General features: G+C 54.6%; 21 protein-coding genes. 11 read left to right on the top strand and 10 right to left on the bottom strand.

The features are described 5' to 3' along the window. Together purE and CYQ09_RS11700 are read left to right on the top strand one after the other, a co-directional pair. On the top strand, positions 1 to 489 hold the full coding sequence (gene purE, locus CYQ09_RS11695) for a 5-(carboxyamino)imidazole ribonucleotide mutase (protein WP_106745868.1): 489 nt from the start codon (positions 1 to 3) through the stop codon (positions 487 to 489). Further along, positions 482 to 1,555: a 5-(carboxyamino)imidazole ribonucleotide synthase gene (locus CYQ09_RS11700; RefSeq protein ID WP_106745597.1), complete on the top strand. Its 1,074-nt coding sequence runs from the start codon at positions 482 to 484 to the stop codon at positions 1,553 to 1,555. Before purE ends, CYQ09_RS11700 begins: the two co-directional genes overlap by 8 nt. On the opposite strand, the gene CYQ09_RS11705 is transcribed toward CYQ09_RS11700, so the two are convergent. From CYQ09_RS11705 to ccoG, 9 genes are all read right to left on the bottom strand, one after another. Further along, on the bottom strand, positions 1,552 to 2,280 hold the full coding sequence (locus CYQ09_RS11705) for an esterase/lipase family protein (RefSeq protein WP_106745598.1): 729 nt from the start codon (positions 2,278 to 2,280) through the stop codon (positions 1,552 to 1,554). The genes CYQ09_RS11700 and CYQ09_RS11705 overlap by 4 nt on opposite strands. A gap of 48 nt (positions 2,281 to 2,328) precedes the next feature. Then, positions 2,329 to 3,159, bottom strand: coding sequence for a DMT family transporter (locus CYQ09_RS11710; protein WP_106745599.1), 831 nt, complete (start codon positions 3,157 to 3,159; stop codon positions 2,329 to 2,331). Between the two features lie 3 nt (positions 3,160 to 3,162). Further along, a complete protein-coding gene (locus CYQ09_RS11715) occupies positions 3,163 to 3,696 on the bottom strand; it encodes a GNAT family N-acetyltransferase (RefSeq protein WP_239495929.1) in 534 nt (177 codons plus the stop codon). 187 nt (positions 3,697 to 3,883) lie between these two features. Then, positions 3,884 to 5,527, bottom strand: a complete 1,644-nt coding sequence (gene groL, locus CYQ09_RS11720) for a chaperonin GroEL (RefSeq protein WP_106745870.1) — start codon at positions 5,525 to 5,527, stop codon at positions 3,884 to 3,886. 71 nt (positions 5,528 to 5,598) lie between these two features. Beyond that, positions 5,599 to 5,883, bottom strand: coding sequence for a co-chaperone GroES (locus tag CYQ09_RS11725; RefSeq protein WP_106358097.1), 285 nt, complete (start codon positions 5,881 to 5,883; stop codon positions 5,599 to 5,601). A gap of 176 nt (positions 5,884 to 6,059) precedes the next feature. Next, positions 6,060 to 6,215: a cbb3-type cytochrome oxidase assembly protein CcoS gene (gene ccoS, locus CYQ09_RS11730; RefSeq protein WP_106745600.1), complete on the bottom strand. Its 156-nt coding sequence runs from the start codon at positions 6,213 to 6,215 to the stop codon at positions 6,060 to 6,062. Continuing rightward, positions 6,212 to 8,359 carry a heavy metal translocating P-type ATPase gene (locus CYQ09_RS11735; protein WP_106745601.1) on the bottom strand — a complete coding sequence of 716 codons (2,148 nt, stop codon included), beginning with the start codon at positions 8,357 to 8,359 and terminating at the stop codon, positions 6,212 to 6,214. Before CYQ09_RS11735 ends, ccoS begins: the two co-directional genes overlap by 4 nt. After that, a complete protein-coding gene (locus CYQ09_RS11740) occupies positions 8,356 to 8,808 on the bottom strand; it encodes a FixH family protein (RefSeq protein ID WP_106745602.1) in 453 nt (150 codons plus the stop codon). Before CYQ09_RS11740 ends, CYQ09_RS11735 begins: the two co-directional genes overlap by 4 nt. Next, positions 8,805 to 10,220 (bottom strand): cytochrome c oxidase accessory protein CcoG, encoded by a 1,416-nt coding sequence (gene ccoG / locus CYQ09_RS11745; protein WP_106745871.1) that lies wholly within the window; start codon positions 10,218 to 10,220, stop codon positions 8,805 to 8,807. The genes CYQ09_RS11740 and ccoG overlap by 4 nt, the downstream gene beginning before the upstream one ends. Positions 10,221 to 10,394: 174 nt before the next feature. On the opposite strand from ccoG, the gene CYQ09_RS11750 reads away from it, so the two are divergent. From CYQ09_RS11750 to CYQ09_RS11765, 4 genes are all read left to right on the top strand, one after another. Beyond that, the gene (locus CYQ09_RS11750; RefSeq protein WP_106745872.1) at positions 10,395 to 11,624 is read left to right on the top strand and encodes an MFS transporter; all 1,230 of its coding nucleotides are present in this window, start codon (positions 10,395 to 10,397) and stop codon (positions 11,622 to 11,624) included. A 51-nt stretch (positions 11,625 to 11,675) separates the two neighbouring features. Beyond that, entirely contained in the window at positions 11,676 to 12,326 is a 651-nt protein-coding gene (gene msrA / locus CYQ09_RS11755) for a peptide-methionine (S)-S-oxide reductase MsrA (RefSeq protein WP_106745603.1), read from the top strand. 64 nt (positions 12,327 to 12,390) lie between these two features. Beyond that, entirely contained in the window at positions 12,391 to 13,269 is an 879-nt protein-coding gene (locus CYQ09_RS11760) for a 50S ribosomal protein L11 methyltransferase (RefSeq protein ID WP_106745873.1), read from the top strand. 101 nt (positions 13,270 to 13,370) lie between these two features. Further along, a complete protein-coding gene (locus tag CYQ09_RS11765) occupies positions 13,371 to 13,715 on the top strand; it encodes a hypothetical protein (RefSeq protein WP_106745604.1) in 345 nt (114 codons plus the stop codon). Between the two features lie 87 nt (positions 13,716 to 13,802). Here the strand turns inward: CYQ09_RS11765 and CYQ09_RS11770 are convergent, their stop codons facing one another. After that, positions 13,803 to 14,006, bottom strand: a complete 204-nt coding sequence (locus CYQ09_RS11770) for a DUF1127 domain-containing protein (RefSeq protein ID WP_106745605.1) — start codon at positions 14,004 to 14,006, stop codon at positions 13,803 to 13,805. Positions 14,007 to 14,314: 308 nt separating this feature from the next. Between CYQ09_RS11770 and ruvC the strand changes: the two genes are divergently transcribed. Genes ruvC through ybgC form a run of 5 tightly spaced genes read left to right on the top strand, consistent with a single transcriptional unit; the run spans position 14,315 to position 17,539 of the window. Further along, a complete protein-coding gene (ruvC, locus tag CYQ09_RS11775) occupies positions 14,315 to 14,821 on the top strand; it encodes a crossover junction endodeoxyribonuclease RuvC (RefSeq protein ID WP_106745874.1) in 507 nt (168 codons plus the stop codon). Continuing rightward, a complete protein-coding gene (ruvA, locus tag CYQ09_RS11780) occupies positions 14,818 to 15,477 on the top strand; it encodes a Holliday junction branch migration protein RuvA (protein ID WP_106745606.1) in 660 nt (219 codons plus the stop codon). Before ruvC ends, ruvA begins: the two co-directional genes overlap by 4 nt. A 9-nt stretch (positions 15,478 to 15,486) precedes the next feature. Further along, entirely contained in the window at positions 15,487 to 16,506 is a 1,020-nt protein-coding gene (gene ruvB, locus CYQ09_RS11785; RefSeq protein ID WP_106745607.1) for a Holliday junction branch migration DNA helicase RuvB, read from the top strand. A gap of 41 nt (positions 16,507 to 16,547) precedes the next feature. After that, the gene (locus tag CYQ09_RS11790; protein WP_106745608.1) at positions 16,548 to 17,156 is read left to right on the top strand and encodes a hypothetical protein; all 609 of its coding nucleotides are present in this window, start codon (positions 16,548 to 16,550) and stop codon (positions 17,154 to 17,156) included. Beyond that, positions 17,153 to 17,539, top strand: a complete 387-nt coding sequence (ybgC, locus tag CYQ09_RS11795; RefSeq protein ID WP_106745609.1) for a tol-pal system-associated acyl-CoA thioesterase — start codon at positions 17,153 to 17,155, stop codon at positions 17,537 to 17,539. The genes CYQ09_RS11790 and ybgC overlap by 4 nt, the downstream gene beginning before the upstream one ends. Positions 17,540 to 17,559 lie beyond the last annotated feature (20 nt).

The raw sequence follows: 17,559 nt of genomic DNA on the forward strand, positions 1-17,559 counted from the left end.
ATGACGCAACCTTTGGTCGGCATTATTATGGGTAGTCAGTCGGACTGGCCCACCATGCGAGAGGCGGCGGATGTCCTCGATGAATTGGGGGTGCCTTATGAGACGAAAATCGTTTCGGCGCATCGCACGCCTGATCGGTTGTGGGATTACGGTAAGACAGCGGTTGATCGCGGTTTGCAGGTTATCATTGCCGGGGCAGGGGGCGCGGCCCATCTGCCGGGTATGATGGCATCCAAGACGCGTGTTCCTGTCGTTGGTGTACCTGTTCAGACGAATGCGTTGTCGGGTGTTGATAGCCTTTATTCCATTTTGCAGATGCCACGCGGTTTTCCTGTTGCGACAATGGCGATTGGGGCGGCCGGCGCAAAGAATGGTGGCCTGATGGCTGCAGGTATCTTGGCGCTGCAAGACCCCGCATTGGCTGCGCGGCTAGATGCTTGGCGCGTTGCACTTTCAGACTCTATTCCGGATGAACCAACAGATGAATAAACCGCTGCCCGTCGGGGCCACGATTGGTATTTTGGGCGGCGGCCAGCTGGGCCGCATGTTGTCTGTCGCGGCATCGCGCCTTGGCATCAAAACACACATCTTTGAACCGGGTGCAAACCCACCAGCGGGCGAAGTTGCGGACACTGTCACGACCGCAAGCTATGATGATGTTGATGCGCTGACCGCCTTTGGTCAGTCCGTCGATGTCATTACCTACGAATTCGAAAATATCCCGACCAGCGCGCTCGATTTGCTTGAGTCCTTAGCACCAATTCATCCGGGCCGTCAGGCATTGGCAACAAGCCAAGACCGCTTGACTGAAAAGGCATTCTTGCAAGGGCTAGGTTTGCAAACTGCACCATTTGCCGATGTCACAAACGCGGATGATTTGGCCAAAGCGATTGCTGACATCGGTACGCCCGCGATCTTAAAAACGCGGCGCATGGGCTACGACGGCAAGGGCCAAGCCCGCATCATGTCGCCAGACGACGCCGATCAGGCGTTGGCCGATATGGCAGGTGCGCCCGCCATCTTGGAAGGCTTTATTAATTTTAGCCACGAGGTGTCGATCATTGGCGCACGTAGCCCAGATGGTGCTGTTGCCTGTTACGACCCCGGCGAGAACGTCCATGAAGACGGTATTTTGCGCACAACGACCGTGCCTGCCAAGCTAACACCAAGCCAACGTACTGATGCTGTCCTGCTGGCTGCGAATATTCTAAACGCGCTGGATTATGTTGGTGTAATGGGGGTGGAACTATTCGTCACGCCCAACGGTCTGATCGTGAACGAGATTGCGCCACGCGTGCACAACTCTGGTCACTGGACGCAAAACGGCTGTACGATTTGTCAGTTCGAACAGCATATCCGTGCGGTGGCTGGCTGGCCGCTGGGCAGCGGCTCGCGGCATTCGGACGTTGTGATGGAAAACCTGATTGGCGACGATATGGACCGCGTTCCAGAAATGGCGCTGACTGACGCTGCGATCCATTTATATGGTAAAGCTGAAGTAAAGCCGGGACGTAAAATGGGCCACGTGAACCGGATTGTTAAGGCAGCGACTTAGTCTGCCTTCTCTGTCCCAAATATTACGCCCGTCAGGCTGAGGTCATGGTCAAACTTTCCCTCTTTTAAGAAGGAAAGGACTTCTTCCATCACCAATGGGTTATTCATCATAAATGTATGGGTGACGGGCAGCACGATCTGGTCTGTCATTCCATCCAGTCGGGTGGATGCGACAGATACCTTGCCATCGTCAGGACCTTCGATCAGGGCGGAATAAACGGGGTTTAATGTGCGGTCACCCGCGATAATCCCGATTTCATAAGGCACATAAGAAAGACTGTTGGGCAGGCTGCTAGGCTCTGTGCCAAGTTGGAGTCCGGCAGGTCCATGGACCCATTCAAACGGTTCAAACTCACCAAATATGTCCACCAATTCAGATCCGGAATTTGGCGGTGCCAGCATAACCACCCGCCCTAGGTTTTCGGGGCGATTTTCAGTTAACCAAAGCCGGACCAATATACCGCCCATGGAATGGGTCACAAAATTGATCCGTTTATCGTCGCAGGCCGCGACATCTTCGGTCACGTATTCATCCACCAAAGTCTGAATTGGGGCCTCGGTCGAAGGGTACCCGCGGTTCACAACCTGATATCCTTCTTCCTCTAGGACGATCTGTAGGGGCGTCAGTGACATCTCAGATCGTGCAAGCCCGTGCAGCAACACAACACATTCTTGTGCAGGGGCAGCGGTGGCGAAAAGGCTAAGGGCGGCGGCAATTGTTTTCATACGTTTATAGGTAGCATTGCATTGCCATTGTAAAAGGGGAACTGCGCGTCATTTTTGCCCGTATAGCGAAACGGCGATCCCACCCAGCACAAGCACACCTGAGATGGTCATTCTCAGGCTGACGGTTTCATTTAGGAACACGACGCCAAAGGCGACGGCGATTACTGGAACGCTTAATTGAGCGATCCCTGCTATGGTGGTGGGAAGGCTAGGCAGAACGCGGTACCATAATGCGTAACCCAGCCCAGAGGTGACACCGCCTGCCACGATGGCCGTGACGATCCCCATGAACGGTAGTGGGCCGCTGCTGATGAAGCCAATGCAGACCAATGGCACACATAAAAGAAAGTTGCTTGCGGTTGCGCCGAGAGGGTCCGCCTCGCGTCGTCCCAACAACGTATATGCCCCCCACGCGACAGCGGCAGCGACCATTGCTAGGATGCTGGTGGCTGGCATGGCGCGCGCTTCTGATGGCCAAAGCAGTACGCATAATCCGCCCAGTGCGGTGAGCATGCCTAGCCAGCGTTGGGCCGATACCTTTTGTTTCTCAATGATGGCCCAGCCAAAGATGACGACCTGCAACGCACCAAACAGGATCAAGGCACCAATGCCTGCGTCAAGGCTTTGGTAGGCCCAGGAAAACCCGATCATATATGTCGCAAGCGCCACTGCGCCTGCCAATCGTTTTGGGGATACAATGGCTGGAGCGGGTGCGCTGCGTAGACCGATCAAGGCCCAAAGCATCGTAGCGCCAGCAGCGACACGTATAGCGGCAAAGCTCATCGGGCTCATGTCATAGTTCGCGACACCGATCCGGTTCAAAACAGAGTTTGCCGCAAAGGCGGTCATGGTTAGCGCTACGGCCAAGAATAGCTTCATGGCTTATATGTTCGCAAACGGGGCAGGGTAGACAAGCGTTTCGTGTGGCTGCGTGTCACCAACGCCAGCAAGCAGCGTGTGCCCGATATGATAGGGTGATTGCAGGTTCTTGGCTGCCTCGGTCGAAAATCCGGCGCTTTCGTAAAACGTGGCTTCACCAATAACGACCACAGGTGTTTTCGTCAGGCGCGCCCATTCAGTCAGTACGCCAATCATGCGTTTGCCATAGCCACGACGCTGCACATCTGGGTGAATCGCCACCGGCGCAAGGCAGAGCCAGCCCTTGGGTTTCACCATATAGGATAGCGCGTAGTAGCCGATGATCTGACCATCCATCGGCAGCACGGTTTCGCCCGCAATCACGCGCGATTTGCGCAATGCAGCGATCAGGCGCGATTCATCAGGACCACCAAAGGCAAGGTCGAGTAGCGCATCAACAGCGGGTTCTTCGCCGCGTCTCATATCGCGGGCAAAGTCGGGTGTTTGGAAAAAGTTCATTCGCAGACGGTAACGGTGGGCGGCAATGGCGTCTAGCAAAGACAAAACCAGATGGAGATTTTGTGATCCGCGTTTCAATGGGACAAATGGAAAGGGCGGCCCGAAACCGGACCGCCCTTATTGTATCGTCGCATTGTTTGGCAGATAGACTTCAAAGCTCTCATCGTTTCTTAGGAAACGATTGCCGCTTTGCAGTCTGAGCCGAATTTCCTTGCGGAAATTCTGCTTACATCATGCCGCCCATGCCACCCATGTCGGGCATGCCGCCGCCAGCAGCGCCACCGTCTTTGGACGGCTTGTCAGCAACCATAGCTTCGGTTGTGATCAGCAGGCCAGCAACAGATGCTGCGTCTTGCAGGGCAGTGCGCACAACTTTTGCAGGGTCGATAACGCCGAACTTGAACATGTCGCCATATTCTTCTGTCTGTGCGTTAAAGCCGAATGCTTTGTCGTCGCTTTCGCGGATTTTGCCAGCAACGACAGAACCGTCGACGCCGGAGTTTTCAGCGATCTGACGCAGTGGGGCTTCGATAGCTTTACGAACAATCGAGATACCAACGTCTTGGTCAGAGTTAGCACCTGTAAGACCGTCAAGCGCTTTGCCGCCTTGGATCAGAGCAACACCACCACCAACAACAACGCCTTCTTGAACAGCAGCGCGTGTCGCGTTCAGAGCGTCGTCAACGCGGTCTTTGCGTTCTTTAACTTCCACTTCGGACATGCCGCCGACGCGGATAACAGCAACACCGCCAGCCAGTTTGGCAACGCGTTCTTGCAGTTTTTCACGGTCGTAATCAGAAGTTGTTTCTTCGATCTGGCCGCGGATCTGGGATACGCGTGCTTCGATCTCAGCTTTGTCGCCAGCACCATCGACGATTGTTGTTTCGTCTTTAGTGATTGCAACGCGCTTAGCAGAACCAAGCATGTCGATTGTAACGTTCTCAAGCTTCATGCCGAGGTCTTCGGAAATCACTTGGCCGCCAGTCAGGATCGCGATGTCTTGCAGCATTGCTTTGCGGCGATCGCCGAAACCAGGTGCTTTAACAGCAGCAATTTTCAGGCCGCCGCGCAGTTTGTTAACTACGAGAGTTGCCAGCGCTTCGCCTTCAACATCTTCAGCGATGATCAGCAAAGGCTTGCCAGACTGAATCACAGACTCGAGCAGAGGAACCATTGGCTGCAGCGACGAAAGTTTCTTTTCGTGCAGCAGGATGATTGCGTCTTCCAGCTCTGTTGTCATTTTCTCTGTGTTGGTCACAAAGTAAGGTGACAGGTAACCGCGGTCGAACTGCATACCTTCAACAACATCGGTTTCTGTTTCCAGACCTTTGTTTTCTTCAACAGTGATAACGCCTTCGTTGCCGACGCGCTGCATAGCGTCTGCGATCTGGCGACCGATTTCAGCTTCACCGTTTGCAGAGATTGTACCAACTTGTGCAACTTCGTCGCTGTCGTTGACAGGGCGTGCAGCTGCTTTGATCGCTTCAACAACTTTGGCTGTTGCCATGTCGATGCCGCGCTTCAGGTCCATTGGGTTCATGCCGGCAGCAACCGACTTCATGCCTTCTTTAACGATGGCTTGGGCCAGAACTGTTGCGGTTGTTGTGCCGTCACCAGCTTCGTCGTTGGTCCGGGAAGCAACTTCCTTGACCATCTGTGCGCCCATGTTTTCGAACTTGTCTTCCAGTTCGATTTCTTTGGCAACCGATACACCGTCTTTGGTGATGCGCGGTGCGCCGAAGGATTTATCCAGAACAACGTTACGGCCTTTTGGGCCCAGTGTTACTTTTACCGCGTTAGCCAGGATGTTGACGCCTTTCAGCATCTTGTCGCGGGCATCGGTATCGAATTTGACGTCCTTAGCAGCCATTTTCATGTGCTCCTTAAATTTCTAATTGCGTGACATGCGTTGGGTGGGTTTCAACCCACCGACCTACGGAATTAAAGAATTCCGAGGATGTCGCTTTCTTTCATGATCAACAGGTCTTCGCCGTCGATCTTGACTTCAGTGCCAGACCATTTGCCGAACAGCACTTTGTCGCCAGCCTTAACAGCCATTGCAATCAGCTCACCGCTGTCTTTGCGTGCGCCTTCGCCAGTGCTAACGACTTCGCCTTCAGCAGGCTTTTCTTTAGCGCTGTCAGGAATGATCAAGCCGCCAACAGTCTTTTCGTCGCCTTCAATGCGACGAACGAGCACGCGGTCGTGAAGTGGTGTAAATGCCATTTCAGAACTTCTCCAGTTCGTGTTTCTCCCATGTTAGCACTCACTATGTTCGAGTGATAACGCAGCTTAGTTAGGCACGGTTCCGAGCCGAGTCAACAGTACTGTCCAGTAATCGCGATGTTTTCTAAAAGAGAGGTGCTTTTTCTTATTTCAAAAGGCTTTTAGGTGCCTGAAACCTACTCGCGTGGCGTGTCTTCATCCTCTGACAAAATCCGCCAAGCATCGCCTTCTAGGTCTTCGTATTGATCGCTACGCAGGCTCCACAAAAAGGCGATCAGTCCAAGCCCGCCAAGGACCAAAGATACCGGGATCAAGATGACCAGAATATTCATGCCCGCCCTCGCAGTCGTAGCGCATTCAGCAATACTGTGATTGACGAAGCGGACATTGCAATAGCCGCAAGCAATGGGGTCGCAAACCCCATCAGCGCGACCGGAATCGCAACAAGGTTATAGCCTGCTGAAATCGCGAAATTCTCGACGATCCGCCGCTTTGCCGCCCGTGCGACCAAGGGCAATTCGATAAGCGCCGTCAGGCTATCGTTTAGCAAGACCACGTCAGACGCGGCGCGTGACGCGTCTGCAGCGGTTGCGGGGGAAACAGATGCGTACGCGGCGGCCAGTGCGCCAGTGTCGTTTAACCCGTCGCCGACCATCAACACCTTTGCGCCTGTGCCAGCAAAGCTTTCGACATAGGCAATCTTGTCGGCTGGTGTGGTGTTTGCTTGCCAGCGCGTGATCCCAAGCGTCTCTGCGATCTTGCCCGTTTCTTCAGCATCGTCGCCTGATACCAGATGCAGCGAAAGCCCCGCGCTCTGCCACGCTTGGATTAATTCGCGTACGCCCTCGCGCAGTTCTGAACGAAGCGCGATCTTATGCGGCGGCTGGTTGCCAATCTGGATATAAGTGCCGGCCTTCGTCCCAAGCCAAGCACCAGACCCAAGCCGAACATCTTGTCCGTTCCAGCGTGCGCTGATGCCCTTTCCGGGGTGTTCTTTCTGGTCGCTGATCACGACGGCGGTCACGCCAGCAAGCGAGGCAGCGATCGCTTGGGATATTGGGTGCGTGGCGTTTTGCGTCATGGCAAGCGCGATGGATTGTGTCTGTTCATCCATCATATCGCTAGCAGCAGCGGGCATGGTCAGTGTCCCGGTTTTGTCGAAGATCACGGTGTCGACCTCGGCTAACCGTTCTAGGGCTGTACCTTCTTTAACCAACAATCCCGCCCGGAAAAGCCGACCGGCGGCGGTTGTTGATACGGCTGGAACGGCAAGGCCTAGCGCGCAAGGGCAGGTGATAATCAGAACCGCGACCGCAATATTCAACGAAAGGCGCACATCGCCTGAATAGGCAACCCAACCCAAGAACGCGATAAAAGCCAGCAGATGAACAACGGGCGCATAGATTGCGGCCGCTCTGTCTGCGATGGCGGTATAGCGGTTTCGGACTGCCTCGGCCTGATCGACCATGGTGACCATCTTGCGGAGGGTGGTATCTTCGCCAACGGTGGTCGCACGAATGACCAACGGTCCGGTCATGTTGACCTCGCCTGCGGTGACCGCTGCGTCGGGGCCTGCTTCTGCTGCGCGGCTTTCACCGGTCAGCAGGGATCGGTCGATTTGGCTGGAACCTTCGATAATCACGCCATCTACCGGAATACGACCGCCGGGCAGGACTTGGATATGGTCGCCAATGGACAGGTCCGCAAAGTCGATCATTTCGCGTGTATCGCCACGCAGCCGCATGACGCGCGGCACCTCAAGCGCTGAAAGCTGTGCAGCAGCGGATGCTGCGGCTTTGCGACTGCGGTGATCCAGATAACGCCCAATCAATAGAAAGAACGTGAGCGACAATGCTGCGTCAAAATAGGCCTGCGCGCCGCCGTAAAAGGTTTCAAACAGGGACATGCCAGCGGCCAAAATGATCGCCAGTGAAATCGGAACGTCCATGTTCAGTTTGCGGACGGACAGCGCGCTCCATGCGTTGTGAAAGAACGGTTGTGCCGCATAGATCAGCGCGGGCAGGGCGATCATGGCGCTGATCATGTGGAACAGATGTTGGGTCGCGCCGACGGCCCCCGACCAGACCGCCACGGATAGCAACATAACGTTCATCATCGCAAAGCCGGATACCGCAATGCGGGTCATCAGCCCCCGACCATATGTGTCAGTGTCGGCCCCAAGCAGTGAGGTGTCCAAAAGACGCGCCTCAAATCCCGCTAATTCCAAAGTGTCGATTAACTGTTCTGGCGCGATCGGCCGATCCAACCCTACCGTCACCCGTTTCATCGACAGGTTTACGCGGGCATTCGCGACGCCGTTCACGCCGCGCAGCGCACGTTCGACGCCATTAATGCAGGCCACGCAATGGATGGCAGGCAACGACAAAATGATCTGGCTATTGCCGTTAGAGGCCGCCTTTTCAAGCGTGCCTTCAGGCATGCCAATACATGCCGGACATGCAGCAGCTTGTGTCATTGCGCAGTCAACTGAATGCGACGACGAAAGACTGTGCCGTCGTCGGCCTCAAGCACCAAACGCAAATTCCAATAGCCGGCGCCCGCATCCACATTTGCGTGCATTATGCCGTTCTTAATTGTGAAGTCAGGTGTCATGTCTTGGGCAACGTTGGTTGCGCGACCCAATGTGACACTGACGACCTTTGGCGTGATCGACGTGCCATTCGCATCGGTGACGGATAGCGTCAGTTCCGTATGGGTCAGATGTGTCTCTAAGGTCCAGCCGAGTGCGTCTTGGGCCGCGCGATCAGCATCAAAAGACTGGCTGGCGACATAGGAATTGCGCGTTTCCAAGCCGGGGAAAGTTTGCACCGCCTTATAGGCCAGTGTGAGGTTCACGCTGATGATCGTCCCAAAGGCGACAACCATAATCCCAAGCATATGCCATCCGGTAAATTCGCGGGTCATTGTGCAGCCCTTCCGTTAAAAATTGTGTCCTTATGGGCGCGTTCGCCCGACGTAAGATCTTCGACCCAGAAACGCAGATCCGTCCGGTCTGCAGTCGCAGGGGCATCGCCCGACCGGGCCGATACGTAGACGCGTTGCAACATTGTCTCGTTCGCAGGGACGGTGATGCTGCGTTCTACGGTACCTTCAAGCTCAATCCGCAGGATTTCGTCTGATGTGAGCGAGAGATGGAATTCACGATCTTCACCGTTCTTATTCAACAGGCGAATATCGTAGATGTTCCGAATTGTGCCATCTGACAGGGTTACGAATGTTGGGTTTCGTACAGGCGATACAGTCATTTCGATATCGGCACGAATGAATAATGCAAAGACCAAGCCAAACCCAATCAGCGCCCAAAGCCCGGTGTAGAGCATGGTGCGGAACCGCAGCACATGTTGCCAGATGGGTTTTGGAGGTTGGCCAGCCGCTTCGGCTTCTTGGTCAGATAGCGCTAAGTAATCAATCAGCCCGCGCGGCTTGCCGATCTTGGCCATGATGTCGTCACAGGCGTCGATGCAAAGGGCGCAGGTGATGCACTCCATCTGCTGACCATCGCGGATGTCGATACCTGCGGGGCAAACGTTGACGCAGGCCATGCAGTCGATGCAATCGCCAGTCGTGTTGTCGTGCTTTTTACCGCGTGGTTCGCCGCGCCAATCGCGGTAGGCGACGGTTAGCGTTTCGGGGTCCATCATTGCGGCCTGAATGCGGGGCCACGGGCACATGTAGTTACAGACCTGTTCGCGCATGAACCCGCCAAAAACAAATGTCGTTGCGGTCAAAACGGCGATTGTTGCCCACGCGATTGATGGAGCTTGAAAGGTCACGAGGTCACGGGCCAGTGTCGGCGCGTCCGCGAAATAGAACACCCAAGCACCACCTGTGGCCAACGCAATAACAAGCCAGACTGCCCACTTTGTCACGCGCAGCCGCCATTTGCGAAAATCCCACTTGGCCTTCCATAGGCGCACACGCGCGTTGCGGTCACCTTCGATCCAGCGTTCGACAAGAATGAATAGGTCAGTCCAAACCGTTTGGGGGCAGGTATAGCCACACCAAACCCTGCCAAGCGCGGACGTGAATAGAAACAGGCCCAAGCCTGCCATGATCAAAAGGCCTGCGACAAAGTAGAATTCATGCGGCCAGATTTCGATCCAGAAAAAATAGAACCGGCGGTGCGCCATGTCGATCAATACTGCCTGATCCGGCAGATTGGGGCCGCGGTCCCATTTGATCCACGGCGTCAGATAGTAAATACCAAGCGTCAAGGCCATCACCCACCACTTAAGGTTCCGGTAATACCCTTTGACGCGGCGCGGAAATATTGGTTCACGCGCGGCATAAAGCGATTGTGGCTCGGTAGATGACATAAGATGACCTAGCGGTTTTAGTTCTGCTCGCATCGTCCCTTTTAAGTGGGTAACCGCATAGGTCTTTGATGTGGATCAATAGTCGTGTTGCCATGCCTGTGGCGCGCTGTCGCACAAGCGATCTGCGATCTTAGGGTATCGCCAATGTCAAAAAACGGGCGTAATGCTTTAGCCATGCAAATAATTCGCCTTGAAGATACTCATAATTTACCGTTCTGGCGTCGGCCTGCGGCCCTTTTATTCCTCATGGCTATGGCCATGCCCGTCGCGTTTTCGACGTGGTCGGCGTTGTTAAATAACTTTGTTATCGATGTCGCTAACTTTGACGGCAGCGACATCGGCTGGCTGCACACAGTGCGCGAAATTCCGGGTTTCTTTGCTATTGGTGTGATTGCGATCATCATGTTCATGCGTGAACAGGTGTTGGGTATGGTCGCGCTTGTGATGCTTGGCGTGGCTACGGGGCTTACGGCGCAGTTTCCAACAATGGGCGGAATTCTGACGCTGACGATGCTGTCGTCGATCGGTTTTCACTATTACGAGACAGTGAACCAATCGCTACAGCTACAGTGGATCGACAAAAAGAAGGCCCCGCAAACGATTGGCTGGCTCATGGCTGCTGGGTCAGGTGCAACGCTTATTGCTTATATCCTGATCGTGATGACGTGGCGGACCTATGACCTTAGCTATAATTTCGTCTATATGGCGTCTGGCGGGTTCACGGCCGTTGTAGCCCTGTTTTGTCTATTCGCCTATCCGCAGTTCGAGGCACCACACCCGCAGTTAAAAACCTTTGTTCTGCGCAAGCGGTACTGGCTGTATTATGCGATGCAATTCATGGCAGGTGCGCGACGCCAAATCTTTGTGGTGTTCGCAGGCTTTATGATGGTCGAGAAATTCGGCTTCAAGGTTCATGAAATTACGGCGCTTTACACTATTAACCTTGTCGTTAACATTATCGTCGCCCCGTTGATGGGGCGGATCGTGTTTAAGTTCGGTGAACGGCGCGCGTTGTTGTTCGAATACTTTGGCCTGATCCTTGTGTTCCTTGCTTACGGCGGATTGTACTTCTTTAGTTGGGGCGTGATTATCGCCTCGGCACTGTACGTCATTGACCACATGCTGTTTGCATTGGCACTAGCGCTTAAGACGTATTTTCAGAAAATCGCCGACCCACAAGATATCGCGCCAACCGCTGCTGTTGCGTTTACGATCAACCATATCGCAGCTGTCTTTTTGCCGGCTGGGCTTGGGTATCTGTGGCTGTTGTCGCCGGCCGCTGTGTTTGTGACCGCGGCCTGTATGGCTGCGACTTCGTTTGGGCTTGCGCTTTTGGTGCCGCGTCATCCAGGCCCTGGACACGAGACTGTGTTTCAAGGCGCATTACTTGCCCCGGCAGAGTAGAATAACCTTCCGGACACTCTATATCTGACAGAATAGAAGAGGAGACTGATCATGTTCTTCATGAACCGCGATAAATCCGACATGGTGGCGCAAGACGCAGCATTGCCCGGGCGTGATACGCCGATGCCCGTGGTCGAACCGCATTTTGTCTTTGGAACCCAGCTAATGGCGACCGCGCCTGCTGGTATGGGCGTGGCGATGTTTGGCATGGGGTGCTTTTGGGGTGTTGAACGTATTTTCTGGCAGCTGGACGGTATCGTTTCCACGATGGTTGGATACGCTGGCGGTTACACCCCAAACCCGACTTATGAAGAAGTCTGCACAGGCAAGACGGGCCACAACGAAGTCGTGCGTATCGTCTTTGACCCGAGCGTGATTTCTTATGATCAATTGCTGCAGGTGTTTTGGGAAAACCACGATCCAACCCAAGGCATGCGCCAAGGCAATGATGCAGGGACCCAGTATCGGTCGGGCATCTATACAGTGACGCCCGAAGAAAAAGCAGCTGCAGAAGCATCAAGGGTCGCGTTCACGCCGCGCCTTGCACAAGCGGGCTATGGCGCCATCACGACCGAGATTATGGATGCGCCCGTGTTCTACTTTGCTGAAGGCTATCATCAGCAGTACCTTGCCAAGAACCCAGACGGGTATTGCGGCATTGGCGGAACCGGTGTGACTTGTCCGATTGGTGTCGTCGCATAAAGCGTTCGCTTGACGTGGATGAAGGTAGCGCCTAACTCGAAGCAAATTTTAAAGGGCGATGGCGATGACCTCATTCACGGCTTTGACGACAATCATGGGCGAAGACGCCGCCTACGCGCTTTCCGAAGCTTTGGAAGACTTGTTTCCAGAGCCGACAGGCGTCGGCGTTTTTGAGATCGAAGACGGTTCCGGGCTGTGGGAGGTCGCAGCCTATTTTGTCGAAGAGCCTGACGCGGGCGCACTGGCAGTTTATTCCGCACTTCATAAATCTAAGCCATTTAACATCTCTGAAATCCCGGATCAGGATTGGGTGTCCAAAGTTCAGCGCGAACTTGCCCCGGTCGAGGCTGGGCGGTTCTTTGTTTACGGCAGCCATGACGCCGACAAAGTGCCTCAGGGAAAGATTCCGTTGCTGATTGATGCGGCGATGGCCTTTGGCACTGGGCACCACGGAACGACGCTTGGCTGCTTGCGCGCGTTTGATGCTTTGTTCACATCGGGCTTCACAACTGGCCGCGTCGCTGACATCGGATGCGGCACAGCCGTTTTGGCAATGGCTGCCGCCAAAGTGCTGCCCGATCTCATACTGGCCAGCGATATTGACCCGGTAGCGGTTGAGGTTGCGGCTGCGAACGTGACAGCAAACGGTCTTGAGGGTCGCGTAAATTGTGTTGTCGCTGCTGGGTTCGATGCACCTGATCTGGCGGCGTCAGCGCCTTACGATCTGATTTTCGCCAACATTTTAAAGGGGCCTCTTATCGGGCTCGCCCCTGCGATGGGCAAGAGTGTTGCAACTGGAGGGCAAGTGATTCTGTCGGGGATTTTAAATGAGCAGGCCGATGAGGTGATTGCTGTTTATCTCGATAATGGGTTCAATCTATCCAAAAGAGATGTTATTGTTGACTGGACGACGCTAACAATGAGCAAGAAAGCACCACTTTAACCCTTTGGTAACTCATTTATTGCGAAACGCCTTGTTTCCGCTTTGATTGACGAAGAAGTTGTTCGGAATTTATCTGAGCATTTTATTTCGGGAGTGTTGATATGGCACAAGCTAATGTCCCATTCGATAAGCGTCTTAAGCGTATCGTGCGCCGGCATGATCGTATGTCGCATGGTGTTGTTAAGACTGTCACCGCAGATGGTTTGATTGTCGCGCGGCCACGTGCGTATCGCCCGCGGTTCCCATTAAAAGGGATTCTTGCGCTCGTCGTGACGGGATTTGTTTTCAAAGGCTTTCTATTCGCGTCTTTGGGTGACCAAGCCTACCAAGAACGCGTTTCGGTACTCAGCGCGGGTAGCGTGATGGAACAAGCTGGTGCATGGGTCATGCAGCCTGATGTTGCGACAATATATATTGCTGATAAAGTTAAAACTATCATGCCATAAAGGCATTTCCAATTCATGAAAACGAAAAGGCCGCGCCGAAATATGGCGCGGCCTTTCGCATTTGTGAGTGGCGGTGGTCGTTCCGAGTTACTTGCGTGCGGCAACAGCATTGATATCGCCAAACGTCAGGCCGATATCTTCGAGTTCGCGTGCTGAAAGACGTGACAGCGCTTTGCGAGTGATGCGCGCATCGTTCCACTGCGCGATGCTTTGCAAAGATTGATGACAGAAAGAAGCGACGCGACCGGCAAGGATGCTGGATGCCGCAAGGTTTGTGTTTACGTTGGCCATTGGCTCATTCCTTAGACGGGTTCTGCGAGGCAGAGTTAACTTGATGAGCGGCATCTAGGGTGCTTTTAGTATACGAGCTAGTGTCTTTTTTGCATAGCTCATATGAGTTTTTAGAATGCCTATTATTTAATCATGTGCTTCTGAACGCCCTGTTTTTTATGGCCCTTTGTAGTAGCCTGATTCCAGTGGATTTTCACGCGTCTATGTCTGGCGCGTTGGGCAGTTTGCATGGCTATCGCAAATCGGGTTGGTTTATGTTCGCGCTTTGTGCTACCGCATTTTTGACAATAAAATTATTGAGGCGAGCAATGCGCGTATTGGGAATCGACCCAGGTCTGCGAAATATGGGGTGGGGCGTGATCGAAGTGTCTGGTTCGCGCCTGTCACATATCGCCAATGGAATCTGTCATTCAGTCGGGGCTGACCTTGGCGCGCGGCTCTTGTCGCTTCATGAGCAACTTACTGATGTGGTCCACCAGTGGCAGCCTGATGCCGCAGCGGTAGAGCAGACATTCGTGAACAAAGATGGTGTTGGAACGCTAAAGCTGGGCCAAGCGCGCGGAATTGCGATGCTGGTTCCGGCGCAGGCGGGATTGGCCATCGGCGAGTACGCCCCAAACGCTGTTAAAAAGGCGGTGGTTGGTGTTGGCCATGCCGAAAAGCATCAAATCGAACATATGGTCAAGCTACAGTTGCCGGGCGTGAAAATCGCCGGGGCCGATTCAGCCGATGCATTGGCGATCGCGATCTGCCATTCGCATCATCTGCAATCGGCAGGCACATTGGCCAAAGCATTAGCAAAGGCAGGCGCATGATAGGTAAAATCGCAGGTCGTTTGGAATACCGCAGCACAGATCATGTTCTGATCGATGTTCGTGGTATTGGTTACATTGTCTATGTTTCTGATCGCGTCATGGCTGGTCTGCCCGGCAATGGCGAGGCGGTCGCGCTTTATACCGATCTGTTGGTGCGTGAGGATAATCTGCAGCTCTTTGGTTTTACGACGCTTGTTGAAAAAGAGTGGCACCGCATGTTGATGTCCGTCCAAGGGATTGGCGCGAAGGCGTCGCTATCTATCCTTGGTACCTTGGGTGAAGATGGTGTCAGTCGGGCAATCGCATTGGGTGACTGGAATGCAGTCGCAAAGGCCAAAGGTGTCGGCCCGAAAACGGCGCAAAAGGTTATTCTGGATCTGAAGGATAAGGCGCCGGGCATTATGGCGATGGGCGGAACCGTTGCCGAAGCTCTGGGCGACGAGGTAATCGAGGCCCCGACACCTGCGGCAGCAAAACGTGCACCTGCCAAGAAGGCGAACCCTGCGCAGGCAGAAACGCTATCGGCGCTTGGGAATCTTGGCTATGCGCCGGGCGACGCGGCGAGCGCTGTCGCCGAAGCCGCAGGCGCCGATCCTGACGCGGATACGTCGACTTTGATCCGCGCAGCCTTGAAGCTGCTTGCCCCAAAGGGGTAGGGGTAATCCATGAACGAGCCTGACCCGACATTACGCCCAGCACCCCAGCCCGAAGATGCGGATCGCGCGTTGCGTCCGCAGACCTTGGATGAATTTATTGGGCAAGCCGACGCACGGGCGAACCTTAAGGTCTTCATCGAAAGCGCCCGCCGTCGCGGTGAGGCGATGGACCACGCGTTGTTCCATGGTCCGCCGGGCTTAGGTAAGACTACACTGGCGCAGATCATGGCGCGCGAGTTGGGCGTGAATTTTCGAATGACCTCTGGCCCCGTGTTGGCGAAAGCTGGCGATTTGGCTGCGATCTTAACCAACCTCGAAGCGCGTGATGTGCTGTTCATTGATGAAATCCATCGCCTGAACCCGGCTGTCGAAGAGGTGCTGTATCCAGCCCTCGAAGATTTTGAGTTGGATTTGGTGATTGGTGAAGGGCCCGCCGCACGGACCGTGCGTATTGAATTGCAGCCGTTTACCTTGGTGGGTGCCACGACCCGCATGGGGCTGTTAACCACTCCGTTGCGTGACCGTTTCGGCATTCCGACCCGGTTAGAGTTTTATACCGAAGATGAGCTGCATCTGATCGTGACACGCGGTGCACGTTTGATGGGGGCGCCCGCATCAGATGGTGGAGCCCGAGAAATCGCCCGCCGCGCACGCGGTACCCCACGTATTGCTGGGCGTTTGCTGCGTCGCGTTGTGGATTTTGCGATCGTCGAAGGTGACGGAACGGTAACGCAGGAAATTGCGGATCGCGCGCTGACCCGGTTGGGGGTTGATCATTTGGGGTTGGATAATGCCGACCGCCGCTATTTACGCTTGATCGCGGAAAGCTATGGTGGTGGCCCTGTTGGGGTTGAAACCATGTCTGCTGCGCTGTCCGAAAGCCGCGATAGTTTGGAAGATGTGATCGAGCCGTATTTGCTGCAAAAGGGCCTTATCCAACGTACGCCGCGCGGGCGGATGCTGGCCCAAGCGGCTTGGGCGCATTTGGGGCTGAATCCACCCAAATCGCAGACGGACTTATTTGGTTGATAGATGGGACGCCTCCGGCGGGGGAGTAGTTAGAGCAAGTGATGGATGATGTAGCGCCTTTGTTTACCCGGTCAGACGGGGATTATGTGTTTGCCCGTTGGGGACGCCCAATTGTGCCTGTGGTCTTTGGTGTCGATGACGCGAGCTTGGCCGTGTTTAAGGGCGCGATTGAGGCGGTCGTAACATTGGCGGGTCACAAGATGGACGAGACCGACATGGAGTTGGGCGCGAACCTGATGATGTTCTTTTGTCAGGATTGGCGTGAGCTGCTTGACGTTCCGCATTTAGATAAGCTGTTGCCGGAGTTGGGGACACTGGTCCCCCGCCTTGAGGCAGCCGAGGCCAACCAGTACCGTATCTTCCGGTTTGATGACGCGGGCGCGATTCAAGCGGCGTTTGTGTTCATGCGTATGGATGATCAAATGGCGCGGGCACCGGCAGATACGTTGGCGTTGTCACAAGCCGCGCAGGTTATTTTACTTTGGTCCGATACGGCGTTTACCGAAGTGCCGCCATTGGCCATGATTGAAGGCAAAGTTGCCTTGCGCCCCGAAATCGGTGACGTCATTCGCGCGGCCTATGACCCGGTGATGCCCGTCGCGGCGCGTGATGCGAGCCATGCGTTGCGGTTGGGTGCGCGGTTGCTATGACCCATACGTTTCCTATCCGTGTCTATTACGAAGACACTGATCTTGCAGGCATCGTCTATTATGCCAATTACCTGAAGTTCATCGAGCGCGCCCGCAGTGAATGGGTTCGTGAAATGGGCATTGATCAGGTTGCGATGAAGGCCGATGGCTTTGTCTTTGCGGTGCGCCGTGTTGAAGCGAATTACCTTTCCCCGGCGCATTTTGACGATGAGTTGATCGTTGAAACGAGCCTAGCTGAACGCACAGGTGTTCGCCTGACCGTCAGGCAGGATGTGAAACGGGGGGACGTTCTGCTGTTTTCTGCCCTTGTGACGATTATTTGCATGAATGAAGCTGGTGCCGTGGCCCGCCTTCCGGCGGCGATCCGCCAGTCGGTACATTAATTTTGTCGATTTCAGCCCTG

Origin of the sequence: Yoonia maritima (genome assembly GCF_002933395.1) — a bacterium.
Taxonomy (GTDB): domain Bacteria; phylum Pseudomonadota; class Alphaproteobacteria; order Rhodobacterales; family Rhodobacteraceae; genus Yoonia; species Yoonia maritima_A.